The following is a 15614-nucleotide window of genomic DNA, read 5'->3' as shown; positions in this document are numbered from 1 at the left end:
CATGGCCAAGGCAGTGGGCATCGACCTGGGCACCACCAACTCGGTGATCGCCGTGTGGGAGGGCGGAGAGCCGTCCGTCGTGCCCAACAGCGAGGGCAACCGCACGACACCGTCCGTGGTGGGCTTCACCGACACCGGGGAACGTCTGGTGGGCCAGCTGGCCCGGCGCCAGGCGATCCTCAATCCCAAGGGCACCATCTACTCGGCCAAGCGGTTCATCGGCCGGCATTTCGACGAGATCTCCGACGAGGCCAGGGCGGTGGCGTACGACGTCGTCGAGGGCGACGGCGGGGCGGCCCGCTTCAAGGTGCGCGACAAGCTGTACGCACCTGAGGAGATCAGCGCACAGGTGCTGCGCAAACTCGCCGACGACGCCTCCAAGCAGCTCGGGGAGCGGGTCACGGAGGCGGTCATCACGGTGCCCGCCTACTTCAATGACGCCCAGCGCACCGCGACCAAGGACGCCGGACGGATCGCGGGACTGGAAGTGCTGCGCATCATCAACGAGCCGACGGCGGCCGCCCTCGCGTACGGCATGGACAAGAAGGAGCACGAGACCGTCCTCGTCTTCGACCTGGGCGGCGGCACCTTCGACGTGAGCATCCTCGACGTCGGCGACGGCGTGGTGGAGGTGCGCTCCACCGCCGGCGACAGCCACCTGGGCGGCGACGACTTCGACCGGCGTCTGGTGGATCACCTCGCGGACGACTTCCAGAAGGAGAACGGCATCGACCTGCGCAAGGACGCGCAGGCGCTGCAACGATTGTTCGAGGCGGCGGAGAAGGCCAAGACCGAGCTGAGTTCGGTGACGCAGACGCAGGTCAGCCTGCCGTTCATCACCGCCGACGCCTCCGGGCCCAAGCACCTCACCGACTCGGTCATGCGGTCCACGTTCGAGCAGATCACCGGCGACCTGGTGGAGCGCTGCCTGGGACCGGTCCAGCAGGCCATCGCCGACGCCAAGGTCGGCGAGAGCGACATCGACGAGGTCATCCTCGTCGGTGGATCCACCCGCATTCCCGCTGTTCAGACTCTGGTCCGCCGGCTGACCGGCGGCAAGGAACCCAATATGAGCGTCAACCCCGATGAGGTCGTGGCCCTGGGTGCCGCGATCCAGGCAGGGGTCCTCAAGGGAGAGGTCAAGGACGTCCTGCTGCTCGACGTGACCCCCCTGTCGCTGGGTGTGGAGACGCGCGGCGGAGTGATGACGAAGATCATCGAGCGCAACACCACCATCCCGGTGCGCCGCAGCGAGACCTTCTCCACCGCCGAGGACAACCAGCCGGCCGTCGATGTGGTGGTCCTCCAGGGCGAGCGCGAGCGGGCCGCCGACAACCGGGTGCTGGGCCGGTTCCAGCTCACCGACATCCGGCCGGCGCCGCGGGGCGAAGCACAGATCGAGGTCACCTTCGACATCGACGCCAACGGCATCCTCGACGTCAAGGCCCGTGACCGGGACACCGGCAAGGAACAGGGCATCACCATCAGCGAGAGCTCCAACCTGGACCGCAGTGAGGTCGAACGCATGGTCCAGGAGGCCGAAAGCAACCAGGGCCAGGACAAGGCACTCCGCGAGGCCGTCGACGCCCGCAACGAACTCGACGCCATCGCGTACCAGGTCGAGAAGCGTCTCGCCGAACTGGGCGACGCAGCGCCCGCGCACGAGAAGGCACGCGGCGAGATGCTGGTGTCGGACGCCCGGGCGGCGGTCAAGGAAGAGGCGGGCGTCGAGCGCGTGCGGCCCCTGACCTCCGAACTCCAGCAGGTGCTCGCCGGGCTGGCGGCCCATCAGGGCGCCGCCGCTACGGGCGGAGGTCCCGGCCAGGACGCCGCCACCGGCGGTCCCACGAGCGGCAGTGGCGGTGACGATGATGTCATCGACGCCGAGTTCGACAAGGGCTGAGGCACGCCATGCCCACCTACCCCCAGGAACCCGACCGGGCGGCGTCGGATCCGGTCGAACCGGTCCCGGAAGTCGCCGGACGCCCTCCTCGCGGTGACCTGCCCCAACCGGGCCCGCCCCGGCCCGAAGCGGCGAACGGCGAACCGGGACCCGATGCCGCCGGCCCCCCGCCTGCCGAGGACGAGTACACGACCGCGATCCTGGAACTGGAGGACCGTTGGCGGCGCGCACTCGCCGACCTCGACAACCTTCGCAAGCGTCACGCCAGGGAACTGGAGCGCGAACGGTCGGTGGAGCGGGCCCGCACGGCGGCCGCCTTCCTGCCCGTCCTCGACAACCTCGAACTCGCCCTGACCCACGCGGGCGCCGATCCGGGCGCCATCGTGGAGGGCATCCGGGCCGTACGCGACCAAGCGGTGAACATCCTCGAACTGCTCGGCTACCCGCGGCACGCGGAGACCGGCGTCGCCTTCGATCCGGCCCGGCACGAGGTGGTCGGCGTCGTCCAGGACCCCGACGCCCCACCGGGCACGGTCGCCGAGGTACTGCGCCCCGGCTACGGGGACGGCGAGCGGCAGCTCAGGCCCGCCGCCGTAACCGTAGCGAAGCGGGAGTGACCGGTCATGGCGCGGGACTACTACGAGGTGCTCGGCGTGTCGCGGTCCGCGAGCCAGGACGAGATCCAGCAGGCATATCGCAAACTCGCCCGCAGGCACCACCCCGACGTCAACAAGGACCCGGGGGCGGAAGAGCGCTTCAAAGACCTCAACGAGGCGTACAGCGTCCTGTCCGATCCGAAGACCCGAGCCCGCTACGACCGCTTCGGCGAGGAATTCCGCAAGATCCCGGAGGACTTCGACGAACGGGTCGCGGCGGGAGCGGGCGGCGGCTTCCGCGGTCGGACGACCGCAGGCGGGGGCGGCCCTCGTGTCCGATACGCGGGCTTCGGCGACGACTTCGCAGCGGAGGGCATCGACATCGAGGACCTGCTCGGCTCCATGTTCGGAGCCGGCGCCGCTCGAGGGGGCGTCCCCGGAGCGGACCAGGAGGCCGAACTGCCGCTCACCGTCGAGGAGGCGTTCCGGGGCGGCCGCCGCACCGTCACGCTCGCCGGTCCCACCGGGCAGCCGCGACGGTACGAGGTCGACGTGCCGCCGGGCGTCACCGACGGGCAGCGCATCCGGCTGGCGGGCGAGGGAGGCCGGGGCAGTGGTGACGCCGCCGCGGGCGACCTGTACCTGCGCGTGCGTGTCCAGCCCCACCCCCGGTTCCGGCTGGACGGCCGCGACGTGCACGTCCAGGTCCCGGTGGCCCCCTGGGAGGCGGCCCTGGGCGCGACCGTGCCGGTGCCGACCCCCGGCGGCGGCACGGCCAAGGTCACGGTGCCCGCGGGCTCGTCCAGCGGCCGGCGGCTGCGGCTGCGCGGCGAGGGCATGCCGAACCCGCGCGGCGCGAACGGCGACCTGTACGCCGAACTCCGCATCGTGGTGCCACCCACCCTCGGCGACCGGGAGCGCGAACTGTTCGAGGAGCTCGCGGCCGCCTCCTCGTACGACCCCAGGAGGACGTGATGAACGAACCATCCGCGGGAGCGGGAGGCATCGGCCGGGCCGGCGTGGGCAACCGTCCGGTACGAACGGGCGCGGACCTCACCGCCTCGACGACCGTCCGGTACGCGCTCGTGCCCACCCCCAGGCTCTCCCTCGACGCCGTGGCCCGTCGCTCGGGCCTCCACCCCGACCTGATCCGCCGGTTCGTCGCCCTCGGCCTGATCGACGCCGAACGCGACGCCGCGGGGCACCTGGTGTTCGACCCCGCGGCCCCGGCGGTCCTCGCCCGCATTCAGCGGCTGCGCACCGGCCTCTGCCTCAACTACGCATCCATCGGCCTGGTGCTCGACCTGCTCGACCGCATCAGCCTGCTCGAAGCCGCCCTGCGCGGCCGCGGCACGAGGAGTGAAACACCCCCATGGACATGAACCGTCTCACCCAGAAGTCCCAGGAAGCCCTCCAGGAGGCCCAGACCGCGGCCGGCCGCATGGGGCACACCGAGGTCGACGGGGAACACCTGCTGCTCGCACTTCTCGATCAGGAGGACGGTCTGATCCCGCGGTTGCTGGAGCAGGCAGGCAAGGAGCCGAAGGGACTGCGCGAGGCCGTGCGCGGGGAACTCTCCCGTCGCCCGAAGGTCACCGGCCCCGGCGCGGCACCCGGCCAGGTCTTCGTCACCCAGCGTCTCGCCCACCTGCTCGACGCCGCCGAACGGGAGGCCAAGCGCCTCAAGGACGAGTACGTGTCCGTGGAACACCTCCTGCTCGCCCTGGCCGAGGAGAGCTCGTCAACCGCCGCCGGGCGCCTGCTCAAACAGGCCGGCATCACCAGGGACTCGTTCCTGAGCGCGCTCACCCAGGTCCGCGGCAACCAGCGCGTCACTTCCGCCAACCCCGAAGTGGCCTACGAGGCTCTGGAGAAGTACGGACGCGACCTGGTCCTCGAGGCTCGGTCCGGGCGGCTGGACCCGGTCATCGGCCGTGACGCGGAGATCCGCCGCGTCACCCAGATCCTCAGCCGCAAGACCAAGAACAATCCCGTCCTCATCGGCGACCCCGGCGTCGGCAAGACCGCCATCGTCGAGGGCCTGGCCCAGCGCATCGTCCGCGGCGATGTCCCCGAGGGCCTGCGCGACAAGACGGTGTTCGCCCTCGACATGGGCTCCCTGGTCGCCGGTGCCAAGTACCGCGGCGAGTTCGAGGAACGCCTCAAGGCCGTGCTGTCCGAGGTGAAGGCCGCCCAAGGGCGCATCCTGCTCTTCGTCGACGAACTCCACACCGTCGTCGGCGCAGGAGCCGCCGAAGGCGCCATGGACGCGGGCAACATGCTCAAGCCGATGCTGGCCCGCGGTGAACTCCACATGATCGGCGCCACCACCCTCGACGAGTACCGCAAGCACATCGAGAAGGACGCCGCCCTCGAACGCCGCTTCCAGCAGGTCCTGGTCGAGGAGCCCAGCGTGGAGGACACCATCTCCATCCTGCGCGGACTGCGCGAACGCCTAGAGGTCTTCCACGGCGTGAAGATCCAGGACACCGCGCTGGTCTCCGCGGCCACCCTCAGCCACCGCTACATCACCGATCGGTTCCTGCCCGACAAGGCCATCGACCTCGTCGACGAGGCGTGCGCCAGGCTGCGTACCGAGATCGACTCGATGCCCGCCGAACTCGACGAGATCACCCGCCGCGTCACGCGGCTGGAGATCGAGGATGCCGCCCTGTCCAAGGAGACCGACCCCGCCAGCAAAACGCGCCTGGAGGAGCTGCGCAGGGAACTGGCCGACCTGCGCGGCGAGGCCGACGCCAAACACGCCCAGTGGGAGGCCGAACGGCAGGCGATCCGCCGTGTGCAGGAACTGCGCCAGGAACTGGAACAGGTCCGCCACGAGGCCGAGGAGGCCGAACGCGCCTACGACCTCAACCGCGCCGCCGAACTGCGCTACGGACGCCTCCAGGACCTGGAGCGCCGACTCGCCGCGGAGGAGGAGCAACTGGCCGCCAAACAAGGTCAGAACCGGCTGCTGCGCGAGGTCGTCACCGAGGAGGAGATCGCCGAGATCGTCGCCGCCTGGACCGGCGTCCCCGTCGCCCGCCTCCAGGAGGGCGAACGCGAGAAGCTGCTGCGCCTCGACGAGATCCTGCGCGAGCGCGTCATCGGCCAGGACGAGGCCGTCAAGCTCGTCACCGACGCCATCATCCGTGCCCGCTCCGGCATCCGCGATCCTCGCCGCCCCATCGGCTCGTTCATCTTCCTCGGCCCCACCGGCGTCGGGAAGACCGAGCTGGCCAAGACCCTCGCCCGGACCCTGTTCGACTCCGAGGAGAACATGGTCCGCCTCGACATGAGCGAGTACCAGGAGCGGCACACCGTCAGCCGGCTCATGGGCGCACCGCCCGGATACGTCGGCTACGAGGAGGGCGGCCAGCTCACCGAGGCCGTACGCCGCAAGCCGTACTCGGTCGTCCTGTTCGACGAGATCGAGAAGGCGCACACCGATGTCTTCAACACCCTGCTGCAGATCCTCGATGACGGCCGCATCACCGACGCCCAGGGCCGCACCGTCGACTTCCGCAACACCGTGATCATCATGACGTCCAACATCGGCTCCGAGCACCTCCTCGACGGCGCCACCGCCGAGGGTGAGATCAAGCCCGACGCCCGCGCCCTGGTGATGGGCGAGCTGCGCGGGCACTTCCGCCCGGAGTTCCTCAACCGCGTCGACGACATCGTGCTGTTCAAGCCGCTCGGTGAGCGGCAGATCGAGCGGATCGTGGAGCTGCAGTTCGACGAGCTGCGGCGGAGGCTCGCCGAGCGCCGCATCACCGTCGAACTCACCGACGTTGCGCGGGAGGTGATCGCCCACCAGGGCTACGACCCGGTGTACGGGGCCCGGCCGCTGCGGCGTTACATCTCCCACGAGGTCGAGACGCTGGTCGGGCGCGCCCTGCTGCGCGGCGACGTCCAGGACGGGGCGACGGTGCGCGTCGACGCCGAGCACGGAGAGCTGGTGGTCACCTACGACCAGCAGGAGGATGACCGGGAGGCGAGGGCGGCGTGAACACCACCCGGACGACGACGGTGACCTGCCCGAACTGCGGTCGCGGCAACCGGATTCCCGTGGCCGCCGAGGGACGGCCCCGATGCGGCCACTGCAAGAAGCCCCTGCCCTGGGTCGTCGACGCGGGCGACGCCGACTTCGCCGAGGTCGCCGACAACGCCACGGTGCCCGTCGTCGTCGACCTCTGGGCCACCTGGTGCGGCCCCTGCCGCATGGTCAGCCCAGCCCTCGAACAGGTCGCCCGGGACCTCGCCGGACAGATCAAGCTCGTCAAGGTCGACGTCGACCAGAACCCACGGCTCAGCCGGCGGTTCGAGGTGCAGGCGGTGCCCACCCTGCTCGTCCTGGACCGGGGCGAGACGGTCGCCCGGCAGGCGGGCGCGGCACCCGCGCACGTTCTGCGCTCGTGGGTCGAGCAGGCGATGGCGGGCCGGCCGACCACTGCGGGAGGGTGAAGGCGACGGTGCTGAGGAAGACCATCGCCGACCGCGGCCGATCAGGCCCATGCACGGAAGGAAACCCTCATGGCCACGATTCCCGACCCTCACCTGGCGATGGTGCGCCCCGTGACGCCGCGTACTCCGGAGGGCTGCGAGGAGTGCCTCAGGCAGCGGTCCCCGTGGGTCCACCTGCGCCTCTGCCTCACCTGTGGGCACGTTGGCTGCTGCGACTCCTCCCCCCTCAAGCACGCCAGGCGGCATGCGGGGAGCGTCGGGCACCCCGTCGTGCAGTCCTTCGAGCCGGGAGAGGACTGGCGCTGGTGCTACGTTCACGAGGCCCTGGTCTGATGAACACCGCCGAGCACGAGAAGGGTGCGGTCCGCGAGACACCTGACCGGTACGGGGCGTTCCCGCGCCTCACGCCGGAGCAGCTCGATGACCTGACCGCGCACGGTGAGCGCCGCAGGACCGCCGGGGGCGAGGTGCTGTACCGCGAGGGCGAGCCGTTCCAAGAGTTCCTCGTGATCCTCAGCGGGACCGTCGAGATCCTCCACGACCAGGGCGGCCCCGACGAGCGGACGGTGGCGGTCCACGGACCCGGCAGGTTCCTGGGCGAACTCGGTCTGCTGGAAGGCCATGCGGCGTTCGACACCGCCGTGGTGCGCGAGGCCGGAGAGATCCTGGCCGTACCGGTGGAGCGGCAACGCGCCCTGGTCGGCAGCGATCCCGTCCTCGGCGACCTGATCCTCCGCGCCTACCTGGGCCGCAGGTACCTGCTCATCGGCCTCGGCGCCGGCTTCCGGATCCTGGGGTCGTGCTACTCACGGGACACGCTGCGGCTGCGCGAGTTCGCTGCCCGCAACCGGCTGCCCCACCGCTGGGTGGATCTGGAGAGGGACAAGGAGGCTGAGGCGCTGCTGCGCCGGTTCGCCATCCGTCCCGAGGAGACGCCGGTGGTCCTCTGGCAGGGCGAGCGGCTACTGCGCAATCCGAGCAACGCCGAACTCGCCCGGCTCATCGGGTTGCCCGCCCCCGTGCCCGAGAACGAACGGTGCGACGTCATGGTGGTCGGTGCGGGCCCCGCAGGACTCGCCGCCGCCGTGTACGGCGCCTCCGACGGCCTCACCACGGTCACCGTCGACGCCGTGGCCACCGGAGGCCAGGCCGCGACCTCGTCCCGCATCGAGAACTACCTCGGCTTCCCGTCCGGCATCTCCGGGGGCGAACTCATCGAACGCGCGGTGCTCCAGGCCCACAAGTTCGGCGCCCGCTTCACGGTGCCGGCGGAGGTCAGCGGGCTCACCCCGCAGGACGATGAGTACATCGTCACGTTCACAGACGGGTCCCGGGCCCGGGCCGGCGCCGTGGTGCTCGCCTCGGGCGTGCGGTACCGCAGGCTCGAAGTGCCCGGCATCGACCGCCTGGAAGGCATCAGCGTCTACTACGCGGCGACGGTCCACGAAGCCAGCCTCTGCCGGGCGGACCCGGTCGCCGTGGTCGGCGGCGGGAACTCCGCCGGGCAAGCGGCGCTGTTCCTCGCCAACCACGCGTCCAGGGTCCACCTCCTCGTCCGGGGCAGCGACCTCAACGCGGACATGTCGCGCTATCTGGTGGACCAGGTGGAACAGCACCCCAAGATCGAGGTGTCGCTCCACACCGAAGTCCAGGGCGTCGCCGGGGAGGAGCAGCTGGAGTCGCTGACGGTGCAGGACAACGCAAGCAATGAGCGCCGCGAGCTGCAGGCCGCGGCGCTGTTCGTGTTCATCGGGGCCCGGCCGCGCACGGAATGGCTCAAGGGCGTGCTGGCCCTGGACGAGAAGGGCTTCGTCCTCACCGGCGCCGACGCCCGGGCGGTGGCCGACGCGAACCGGTGGGCCTCGCTGGGCCGCGATCCGATGCTGCTGGAGACCACCCTTCCCGGGGTCTTCGCCGCCGGCGACGTCAGAAGCGGCTCGGTGAAACGGGTGGCCTCGGCGACCGGTGAAGGCGCCATGGCGATCCGCCTCGTGCACGAGCACCGGGAAAGGAGGGGAATCCTCGTCACCGCCGGCTCCGAGGGACGTCGGCCGGAAGCGGGCGGGTCCGTGTCCTCGCGCTGACCCTGCCCCTGACGGACCCCACAGTTGGCCCCACCCGTAAGAACAGCGTGTCACCACGGCTTCGCCGTCACCCCGGGGCATCCTGTGAACCCCTGCAATCGCGGAGGGCAGCCGAGGAGGATGGTCCAGTCGTGCGGGTGTCGTCGCAGGGCGTTACCGTCGTAGCTCTCCTGGCGGATCCGGACGCGCCCACGGACATCGCGCAGCGCATCGCCCGGATACTTCCTGATCGGCTCTCCGAAAAGGCGGGCCAGGGGCGTCGGTTCGACATCAAGGTGGTCAGTGAGCCCTTCACCTCAGGGACCGAGGACCCGCCCACCTTGATACGCCGGATCATGGACCGCGGAAGTGCGGAGAACTGGGACATCGTGGTGGCCCTCACCGACCTTCCGCTGCACTCACACGGGCGCAAGATCGTTGTGGATCTGAGCCGCGAACACGGCTTGGCGCTGCTGTCCCTTCCTTCCCTGGGGGGCTTGCGGCTGCAGACGAGGGCTCGGCGGGCGGTGGAAGAAGCCGTGCTCGGTTTGGCGGGTCCGCAGGCCACTGGCACTGAGGGGCCTCCGCGGAGTCAGCCGCTTCTGGGCCCTTTTGCCGGTCGTCTCGCGCCTATCCATCCGGGCCCGGTCGGTGAGGAGGAGACTGCCGATCTCCGATACGTGGTCAGCGGGCCGCGCGGCTACCTGCGGGTGCTCGTCGGTATGGTCCGCGCCAACCGGCCTTGGCGGTTGGTATCGGGCCTGTCGAAAGCCCTGGCGGCCGCACTCGCCACGGGGGCCATCGCCACCCTGGACTCCACCACCTGGAGCCTCTCCGGGGCCCTGAGCGCGCCACGCCTCGTGATCGCCATGGTCGGGTCCGTCGGGCTCATGATCGGCTGGCTGATCGTAGACGGGGAACTATGGCATCGATCGACAGAGGGCTCGCCGGAGGCGAGGCAGAGGGCGCGGCTCTACAACACCTCGACGGTCCTCACCGTCGGTATCGGGGCGCTCGTCTGCTACGTGGGTTTGATGGTCATCAACTTGGTGTGGGCGCTGTTCATCCTCAACGACCGAGTGTTCGCTTCCTTGACGGGAACCCCGCTGCACGCCACGGAGTACTTGACGTTGTCCTGGTTCGTCGCTTCGGTCGCCACGGTGGCCGGCGCGCTGGGATCAGGCTTGGAGAGCGACGAGGCGATCCGTGCAGCCGCCTACTCCACGCGCGAAAAGGAACGCCGCCACATGCTCCAAGGCGATCACGGTGACCAGCTGGTGACCTGAGTCGGAGATGCGTCGGTGGTGGGTGGTCGTCCGGTTCCGACCATGTCGCCGGTCGATCGACGCCCCCGAGGGCCACGAGGACTCCAGCCTCATGCTCAACGGACTCGGCGGCGTGGCCGGCGCGACCCGGTAGGGGGGGGCGGGCTAGGCTCCTGTCCGTGACGTGGCTGCGGGCCCTCCGGGAAGTCGTGCGATCCGGGCTCACGATCGAGGAGGCGCGACTGGAGCCCCTGCTCGCGCTGCGCACTGCTGTTGGGGTGGCGATCGTCATCGGGCCGGCGCTGTGGCTGGCCTCCCCGGCGTACGCCGCGTCCGCCGCCCTCGGTGCCTACTCCGCGGGCGCAGCCACTTTCCAGCGCACCTGGCGTCCCCGCAAAGTGATCGCGCTCGGCGCGGGCGCCGGTCTGGCACTCAGCACCTTCGTGGGCTATCTGGCCGCGGGGCGACTCGCGACGTTCCTCTCACTGCTGGCCGTATGGGCCTTTGCCGCAGGGATGGCGTGGGCCGTCGGATCGACCGCCGGGATCGTCGCAGCGACGACGGTCGGCAGCATGCTGGTGACCGTCACCCTGCCCACGAGCGTCGGGCGGGCTCTGGAGCACGCCGGGATCATCGCGCTCGGGGGCGTGGCGCAGGCCCTGCTGATCCTGCTGTTCCCGATCCGCCGTTGGGGGGCGCATCGCGACGCGCTCGCCGACGCGCTGGCCGCCGTCGCGGACTACGCCCGCCGGCTACGGCACGACCCGACCGCCCCGTTCGACCCGGAACCGTTGATGACCGCCCGGGACGCGGCCGCCGTGACGCCGTCACAGGCCCGCACGCGTCCCTCCGTCCTGCACGGCCCCCGGGGACTCGCCGAGCGCATCCGGCCCGTCGTCGCCGCACTCGCCGACCCGGACGTCGGCGCCCCGGCGGAGGGGCCCGGGCGGGACCGCACGCGGGAGTTGCTCGACGCGGCCGCCGAGGTCCTGGATGCGGCCGCCCGTGCGATCCGCCGCGGCATTCCCGCCGAGGTGTCGCCCGGAAGCACGGACGCGCTGCGAGTCGACGAGAAGCACGAGGCGCTGGAGGGCCCCGCACGGCAGGCCGCCGAGCGGCTCGTGGAACTGCTCGGCGAGGCCTTGGAGATCGCCGGGTGCGGCGCGCGCGGGAGGACACCCCAGCCGCGCGGCTCCGTGGGCGACCAGTTCCTGGTGCGCCCGACCATGTTCCGGCTGGTCCCGGTCGTAGTCCGGGCGGTCCGCCGTGAGCTCCGCCGGGACTCGCCGGTGTTCCGGCACGCCGTTCGTCTGGCGGCGGTGGCCACGCTCGGCTACCTGGTCGCCGCCCGGCTACCCGTGGGCCACGGCTACTGGGTGCCCATCACCTCGGTGATGGTGATGCGGCCGGACTTCCACCGGACGTACGCGCGCGCGGTGGCCCGTCTCGCCGGGACCCTGGCGGGGGTCGCGCTCGCCACCGGGATGGTGCGGGCCCTGGGCCCGGACGCCCAGGTGTTCGGCCTGCTGGCGGTGGTCTCGGCGGGCCTGTCGTTCACGCTGAACCGTACCGGCTACGCCTACTCCCAGTGCTTCACTGCCGCATACGTCGTCTTCCTGCTCGGCATGGGCGGCCAGGCATGGGAGCAGACGGTCCCGGAGCGGGTGGTGCTCACCCTGCTCGGCGGGGCCCTCGCGATGCTGGCGTACGTGGTGTTCCCCGCCTGGGAGACACCCCGGCTGCCGGGCCGGCTTGCGGACTGGCTCGCCGCCGAGGGCCGTTACGCGGCCGCGGTGCTCCGCAGCTACGCCGAACCGACCCGGGAACATCACGCCGACATGCGCAGGGCACTGCTGGCGAGCAGGGAGGCACGTGCCGCCTGGCAGGAGACGTACGACCGGGCAAGGCAGGAACCGGTCCGCCCCAGGGGCCTGACGTCACGCGAGGCGGAGGAGGCGCAGGAGGCGCTCAAGGGGTTCGACCGGGCGGCGATGCTCATGGAGAGCCACGTCCCGCGGGCCGACAGCCGTCTCGTTCCCGAGGCGGAGCGGTTCGCCGAGGCCGTGGAGGCGGACACCGTGCAGGCGGCGGTCGACGTGCGCGAGCACAGGAATCCGGACTGGGCGCGCGTGGAGGCGGCGCTCCACGCGTGGGAGGGCGCCGTCGCCGGGGACGGGAGCCCGGTGGTGCGGCGCGGGGCGGAAATGCAGAAGCGGGCCTTGGAGGACCTCGCGACGGCCGTGAGCCGTACCCCCCTGGAACGGGACGTCGGCTCCGCTCGCGAGGAGCAACGGGTACGGGCGGCCGCTGCGGCGGAAGGTGACGGATCAGGACCCGCCCACCGGGGTGGGTGACGGCGCCGGCGACGGGGAGCCAGCGCTTCCTGGAGCGGGTAGGAGTCTCCCGGCACCTCGGCATGGTGCGCGCCAACCGCCCCTGGACGGCTGTGCACGGGCCTGTCCCGCGCCCTGGTGGGCGTCTTCGCCCTGCGTGTGTTCATTACGCCCCTGGGGCTGCTGATCCGGCCATTCCGTGTGCACAGGGCCAGCGAAGACGTGGGCGGACCAGGTCCGGAAGCGGTCGGCGGCCTTCAGGACGTCGTCGATCGCTTCCGGCGGCTGTCACCCGCTCACCGCTTGCGGGCGGTCACCAGGGCGAAGGAGAGGTACTCTCCACCGTCCTCGACGAGCATCTCGATCACCGGCCGGTTGGCCTTCTCACCGTCCGGCTGGTGCTCGGCGCACGCACGCGCCCACAGCAGCCAGTCCCGCCAGGCGCCGTCCTGGAGGCGGGCGGAGGTGACGTCCACCAGTTCGGTGATCTCCCACTGGAAGCGCCACCATTCCGCCGTATGCCAGGCTATGGCCTCCCAGCCGACCACGTGCTTGATGTGGGGCGGGATCGCGCCGAGGTCGCGGACCTCGCGGGTCATGGCGGGGGTGGCGACGCCCAGTTGGCCGCCGGGGCGGAGGAAGTGGGCCAGGTAGGGCAGATAGCTGTCGGCGGTGCCGAAGTACTCGAACGCGTCGATGCTCACGATCGCGTCGAAGCTCTCTGCCTCGAACGGCAGCACGTGCGCCTCCGCCCTTACCGCCGTCACCCGGTCGTCGACGCCCGCCTCGACGAAGACGGCGGCGGCATCCCGTTCGGGGATCCACCAGTCGGCGGCGATGACGTCAACGCCGTACTCGCGGGCCAGGAACACGGAGGTGGCGCCCTTTCCGGAGCCGAGGTCGAGGACCCGCATCCCAGGCCGCAGGTCGAGGTCCCGTGCCAGGTCTTCCAGGAGCCACAACGGGTTCGGGCCCATGTCGAGACCGACGAGCCAGGCAGGGTCGTAGCGGGAGGAACGCGGGTACCGGTCGGGTCGCACGAGATCATTCAAAGCGGTCACGGACGCACTCAAGCCCGCATCTCGCCCGTGCACAAAGCGTTTTTTCTGGGTCCCAGCGGGCCGGGCGGCCTTGACTGATCTCGTCCGGCCGGGATCCGGCGGGGTCTACCGCTATCTCACGCGCTGTTGATCCGGGCGGTGATGACGGGCAATCCCTGGAGGGTTCGGTGGTGTTGCAAAGCCGCGAATCCGGCTCGGCCACATCCTTTGCATACGGCCTGGTTCGGTTCGGTGTGCATGGATCGCTCTCGTCTGGGTGAAGGCGGTCCCCGCCCTTGACGTAACGCGGGTGAACCCGGCGCGGGTTCTGTCGCCGTCATCCTGTGTGCGCTCGCAGTTCGCTGGGATGGATGGCTCGGCAGAGCGCTCGGGCGTCGATGGTGCCGAGGATGACGTGTCGGGTGCCAGGGCCGACGAGGGGCCGGGGCCGGGCCTATGCCGGTGGGTATCTCGGCGGCCACCAGCAGCAGCCCTGTTCTTCTGCGTCCACGCAGGCCTTGTCGGCCTCGACCGCCACCACGGCGGTGCGCAGATCGTCGAGCGCGTGGCCGAGGCGATCGTCGGCGGGACGAGGACGGCACGGTTTTCGGCGCGCCGAGCGAAGCCGCGCTGCGCGAGGCGCTGGCAGGTGCGGTCCCACCGGAGCCCGCCGCGCCGGGTGACTGCCCAGAGCGCGACGTACTCGACGTGGCGAGCCGGCCGTCAGGCCAAGGCTGCGGCCCCGCCCGACGTCGGCACCGGCGCTGCCCGGACCTCGTGTGCCAGGGCGCGGCCCGTGGCGTGGTGGACGTATTCGTGGGTGAGCCGGAATCCGGCCGTCCAGGCCAGCAGTCGGCTGGGTCGGTTGTCGCGCGAGCAGCACCAGCTCGCGGTGCGTCCGCGCGCCTGGACATCCGCCGCCAAGCCGGCGACGCAGGCCAGTGCGAGACGTTCGCGGCGGCGGTCGGGCACGGTGACGACCGCGATGTCCTCGTAGGCGCTGCCGAGGAAGTAGGTGCAGGCGACGGAGAGGATCCGGCCCTTGGCGAAAGCGGCCCAGGCGTGGCCCGAGGCGGCCAGCCGGGACGGTCCACCCCAACTGGCATGGATCCAGGCGTTCTCGGAGTGCAGCTCGGCCAGTGCCGGAACGTCCTCGGGTGTCAGCCGACGCACCGTCACGCCACGCGGCGTGCGGGGGAGGCATGCCGATGCCTGAGCCTGGTGGACGTACAGCATCCGTTCCCAGGGGATGACGCGCTCGAAAGCGGAGCCGAGGGCGGGCCAGAAGCGTGAGGGCGCCTCGACGTACTGGTCCGCGAACCGGGCCAGGGCATCCGGGGCGAGCGCGCTGGGGTCGCCGCGCAGCAGCACGTGGTCCGCGCAGGTGACGGCGAGGACCCGGGGCCGGTCAGGACGATCGGCCCACCAGTAGCCGTTGCCCGTGGTCAGCACGTGCTCGGCGAGTGCCCCGAGACCGGGGGAGCCGGTGGGAAACCACCGGCTCAGCGTGGGCAGTTGCTGCGGCGCGATTTCGATCATCAACACTCCCTTGTGGCGCGCGGGCTGGGATGGAGGGGAGCGTGGCGCTCCCTGACGGGAGGCCGTCCCGTCCCGGGGTGGGTTCACCTTCAGGCGTCGTGGCCGACGAGCAGTTCGGCGAGCTCGTCCAGGGCGCCGGATCGGGCGCTCCTCGGTGGCGCGGGCGGCCGGGGCCTCGCGCTCGTCACGGTCGCAGGACGCAAGGTGAGGCCCGGTGCCTGCCCGGCGGGGCAGGCACCGGGTGGAAGCGGCCGCCCGCTGTACGGGCGGGGGCGGGCGGCCGCGGTTCGGGAACGGTGCGTCAGCGCACCGGCGGGTGAGCAGCGCACGAGGCCGGGCGCACCGTATGCGGTGGCCGGTCGTCGTGGCGCAGACCGCTGTTCACATCACCCATCCAACTGCCTTGCG

At 71.2% G+C, this 15614-nt stretch carries 13 protein-coding genes; 10 read left to right on the top strand and 3 right to left on the bottom strand.

Annotated elements, in window-relative coordinates; translation table 11 throughout:
• Position 1 precedes the first annotated feature (1 nt).
• From dnaK to K7B10_RS07025, 10 genes are all read left to right on the top strand, one after another.
• Complete coding sequence (dnaK, locus tag K7B10_RS07070) at positions 2-1903, top strand: molecular chaperone DnaK (RefSeq protein ID WP_229335087.1); 1902 nt, start codon at positions 2-4, stop codon at positions 1901-1903.
• An 8-nt stretch (positions 1904-1911) separates the two neighbouring features.
• On the top strand, positions 1912-2520 hold the full coding sequence (locus K7B10_RS07065) for a nucleotide exchange factor GrpE (RefSeq protein ID WP_229335086.1): 609 nt from the start codon (positions 1912-1914) through the stop codon (positions 2518-2520).
• Between the two features lie 6 nt (positions 2521-2526).
• Positions 2527-3474: a DnaJ C-terminal domain-containing protein gene (locus tag K7B10_RS07060; protein WP_229335085.1), complete on the top strand. Its 948-nt coding sequence runs from the start codon at positions 2527-2529 to the stop codon at positions 3472-3474.
• Positions 3474-3881, top strand: coding sequence for a chaperone modulator CbpM (locus tag K7B10_RS07055; RefSeq protein WP_229335084.1), 408 nt, complete (start codon positions 3474-3476; stop codon positions 3879-3881). The genes K7B10_RS07060 and K7B10_RS07055 overlap by 1 nt, the downstream gene beginning before the upstream one ends.
• Positions 3872-6511, top strand: a complete 2640-nt coding sequence (gene clpB / locus K7B10_RS07050) for an ATP-dependent chaperone ClpB (RefSeq protein ID WP_229335083.1) — start codon at positions 3872-3874, stop codon at positions 6509-6511. The genes K7B10_RS07055 and clpB overlap by 10 nt, the downstream gene beginning before the upstream one ends.
• Positions 6508-6966, top strand: a complete 459-nt coding sequence (gene trxA, locus K7B10_RS07045; RefSeq protein WP_229335082.1) for a thioredoxin — start codon at positions 6508-6510, stop codon at positions 6964-6966. Before clpB ends, trxA begins: the two co-directional genes overlap by 4 nt.
• 69 nt (positions 6967-7035) lie before the next feature.
• Positions 7036-7299: a UBP-type zinc finger domain-containing protein gene (locus K7B10_RS07040; protein WP_229335081.1), complete on the top strand. Its 264-nt coding sequence runs from the start codon at positions 7036-7038 to the stop codon at positions 7297-7299.
• Complete coding sequence (locus K7B10_RS07035; RefSeq protein ID WP_229335080.1) at positions 7299-9050, top strand: FAD-dependent oxidoreductase; 1752 nt, start codon at positions 7299-7301, stop codon at positions 9048-9050. The genes K7B10_RS07040 and K7B10_RS07035 overlap by 1 nt, the downstream gene beginning before the upstream one ends.
• Before the next feature lie 131 nt (positions 9051-9181).
• The gene (locus K7B10_RS07030; RefSeq protein WP_229335079.1) at positions 9182-10315 is read left to right on the top strand and encodes a hypothetical protein; all 1134 of its coding nucleotides are present in this window, start codon (positions 9182-9184) and stop codon (positions 10313-10315) included.
• A gap of 158 nt (positions 10316-10473) precedes the next feature.
• Positions 10474-12648 (top strand): FUSC family protein, encoded by a 2175-nt coding sequence (locus K7B10_RS07025; protein WP_229335078.1) that lies wholly within the window; start codon positions 10474-10476, stop codon positions 12646-12648.
• A 275-nt stretch (positions 12649-12923) separates the two neighbouring features.
• Here K7B10_RS07025 and K7B10_RS07020 read toward each other — a convergent pair whose 3' ends face one another.
• From K7B10_RS07020 to K7B10_RS07015, 3 genes are all read right to left on the bottom strand, one after another.
• On the bottom strand, positions 12924-13688 hold the full coding sequence (locus K7B10_RS07020; RefSeq protein ID WP_229335077.1) for an SAM-dependent methyltransferase: 765 nt from the start codon (positions 13686-13688) through the stop codon (positions 12924-12926).
• Positions 13689-14121: 433 nt separating this feature from the next.
• Positions 14122-14481, bottom strand: coding sequence for a transcriptional regulator (locus K7B10_RS41550; RefSeq protein WP_372481538.1), 360 nt, complete (start codon positions 14479-14481; stop codon positions 14122-14124).
• Positions 14391-15206 carry a GNAT family N-acetyltransferase gene (locus K7B10_RS07015; protein WP_229335076.1) on the bottom strand — a complete coding sequence of 272 codons (816 nt, stop codon included), beginning with the start codon at positions 15204-15206 and terminating at the stop codon, positions 14391-14393. Before K7B10_RS07015 ends, K7B10_RS41550 begins: the two co-directional genes overlap by 91 nt.
• Between the last annotated feature and the right edge of the window lie 408 nt (positions 15207-15614).

This window comes from Streptomyces flavotricini, from assembly GCF_020639365.1.
GTDB lineage: Bacteria > Actinomycetota > Actinomycetes > Streptomycetales > Streptomycetaceae > Streptomyces > Streptomyces flavotricini.
This window is presented reverse-complemented; position numbering and strand designations above follow the sequence as displayed.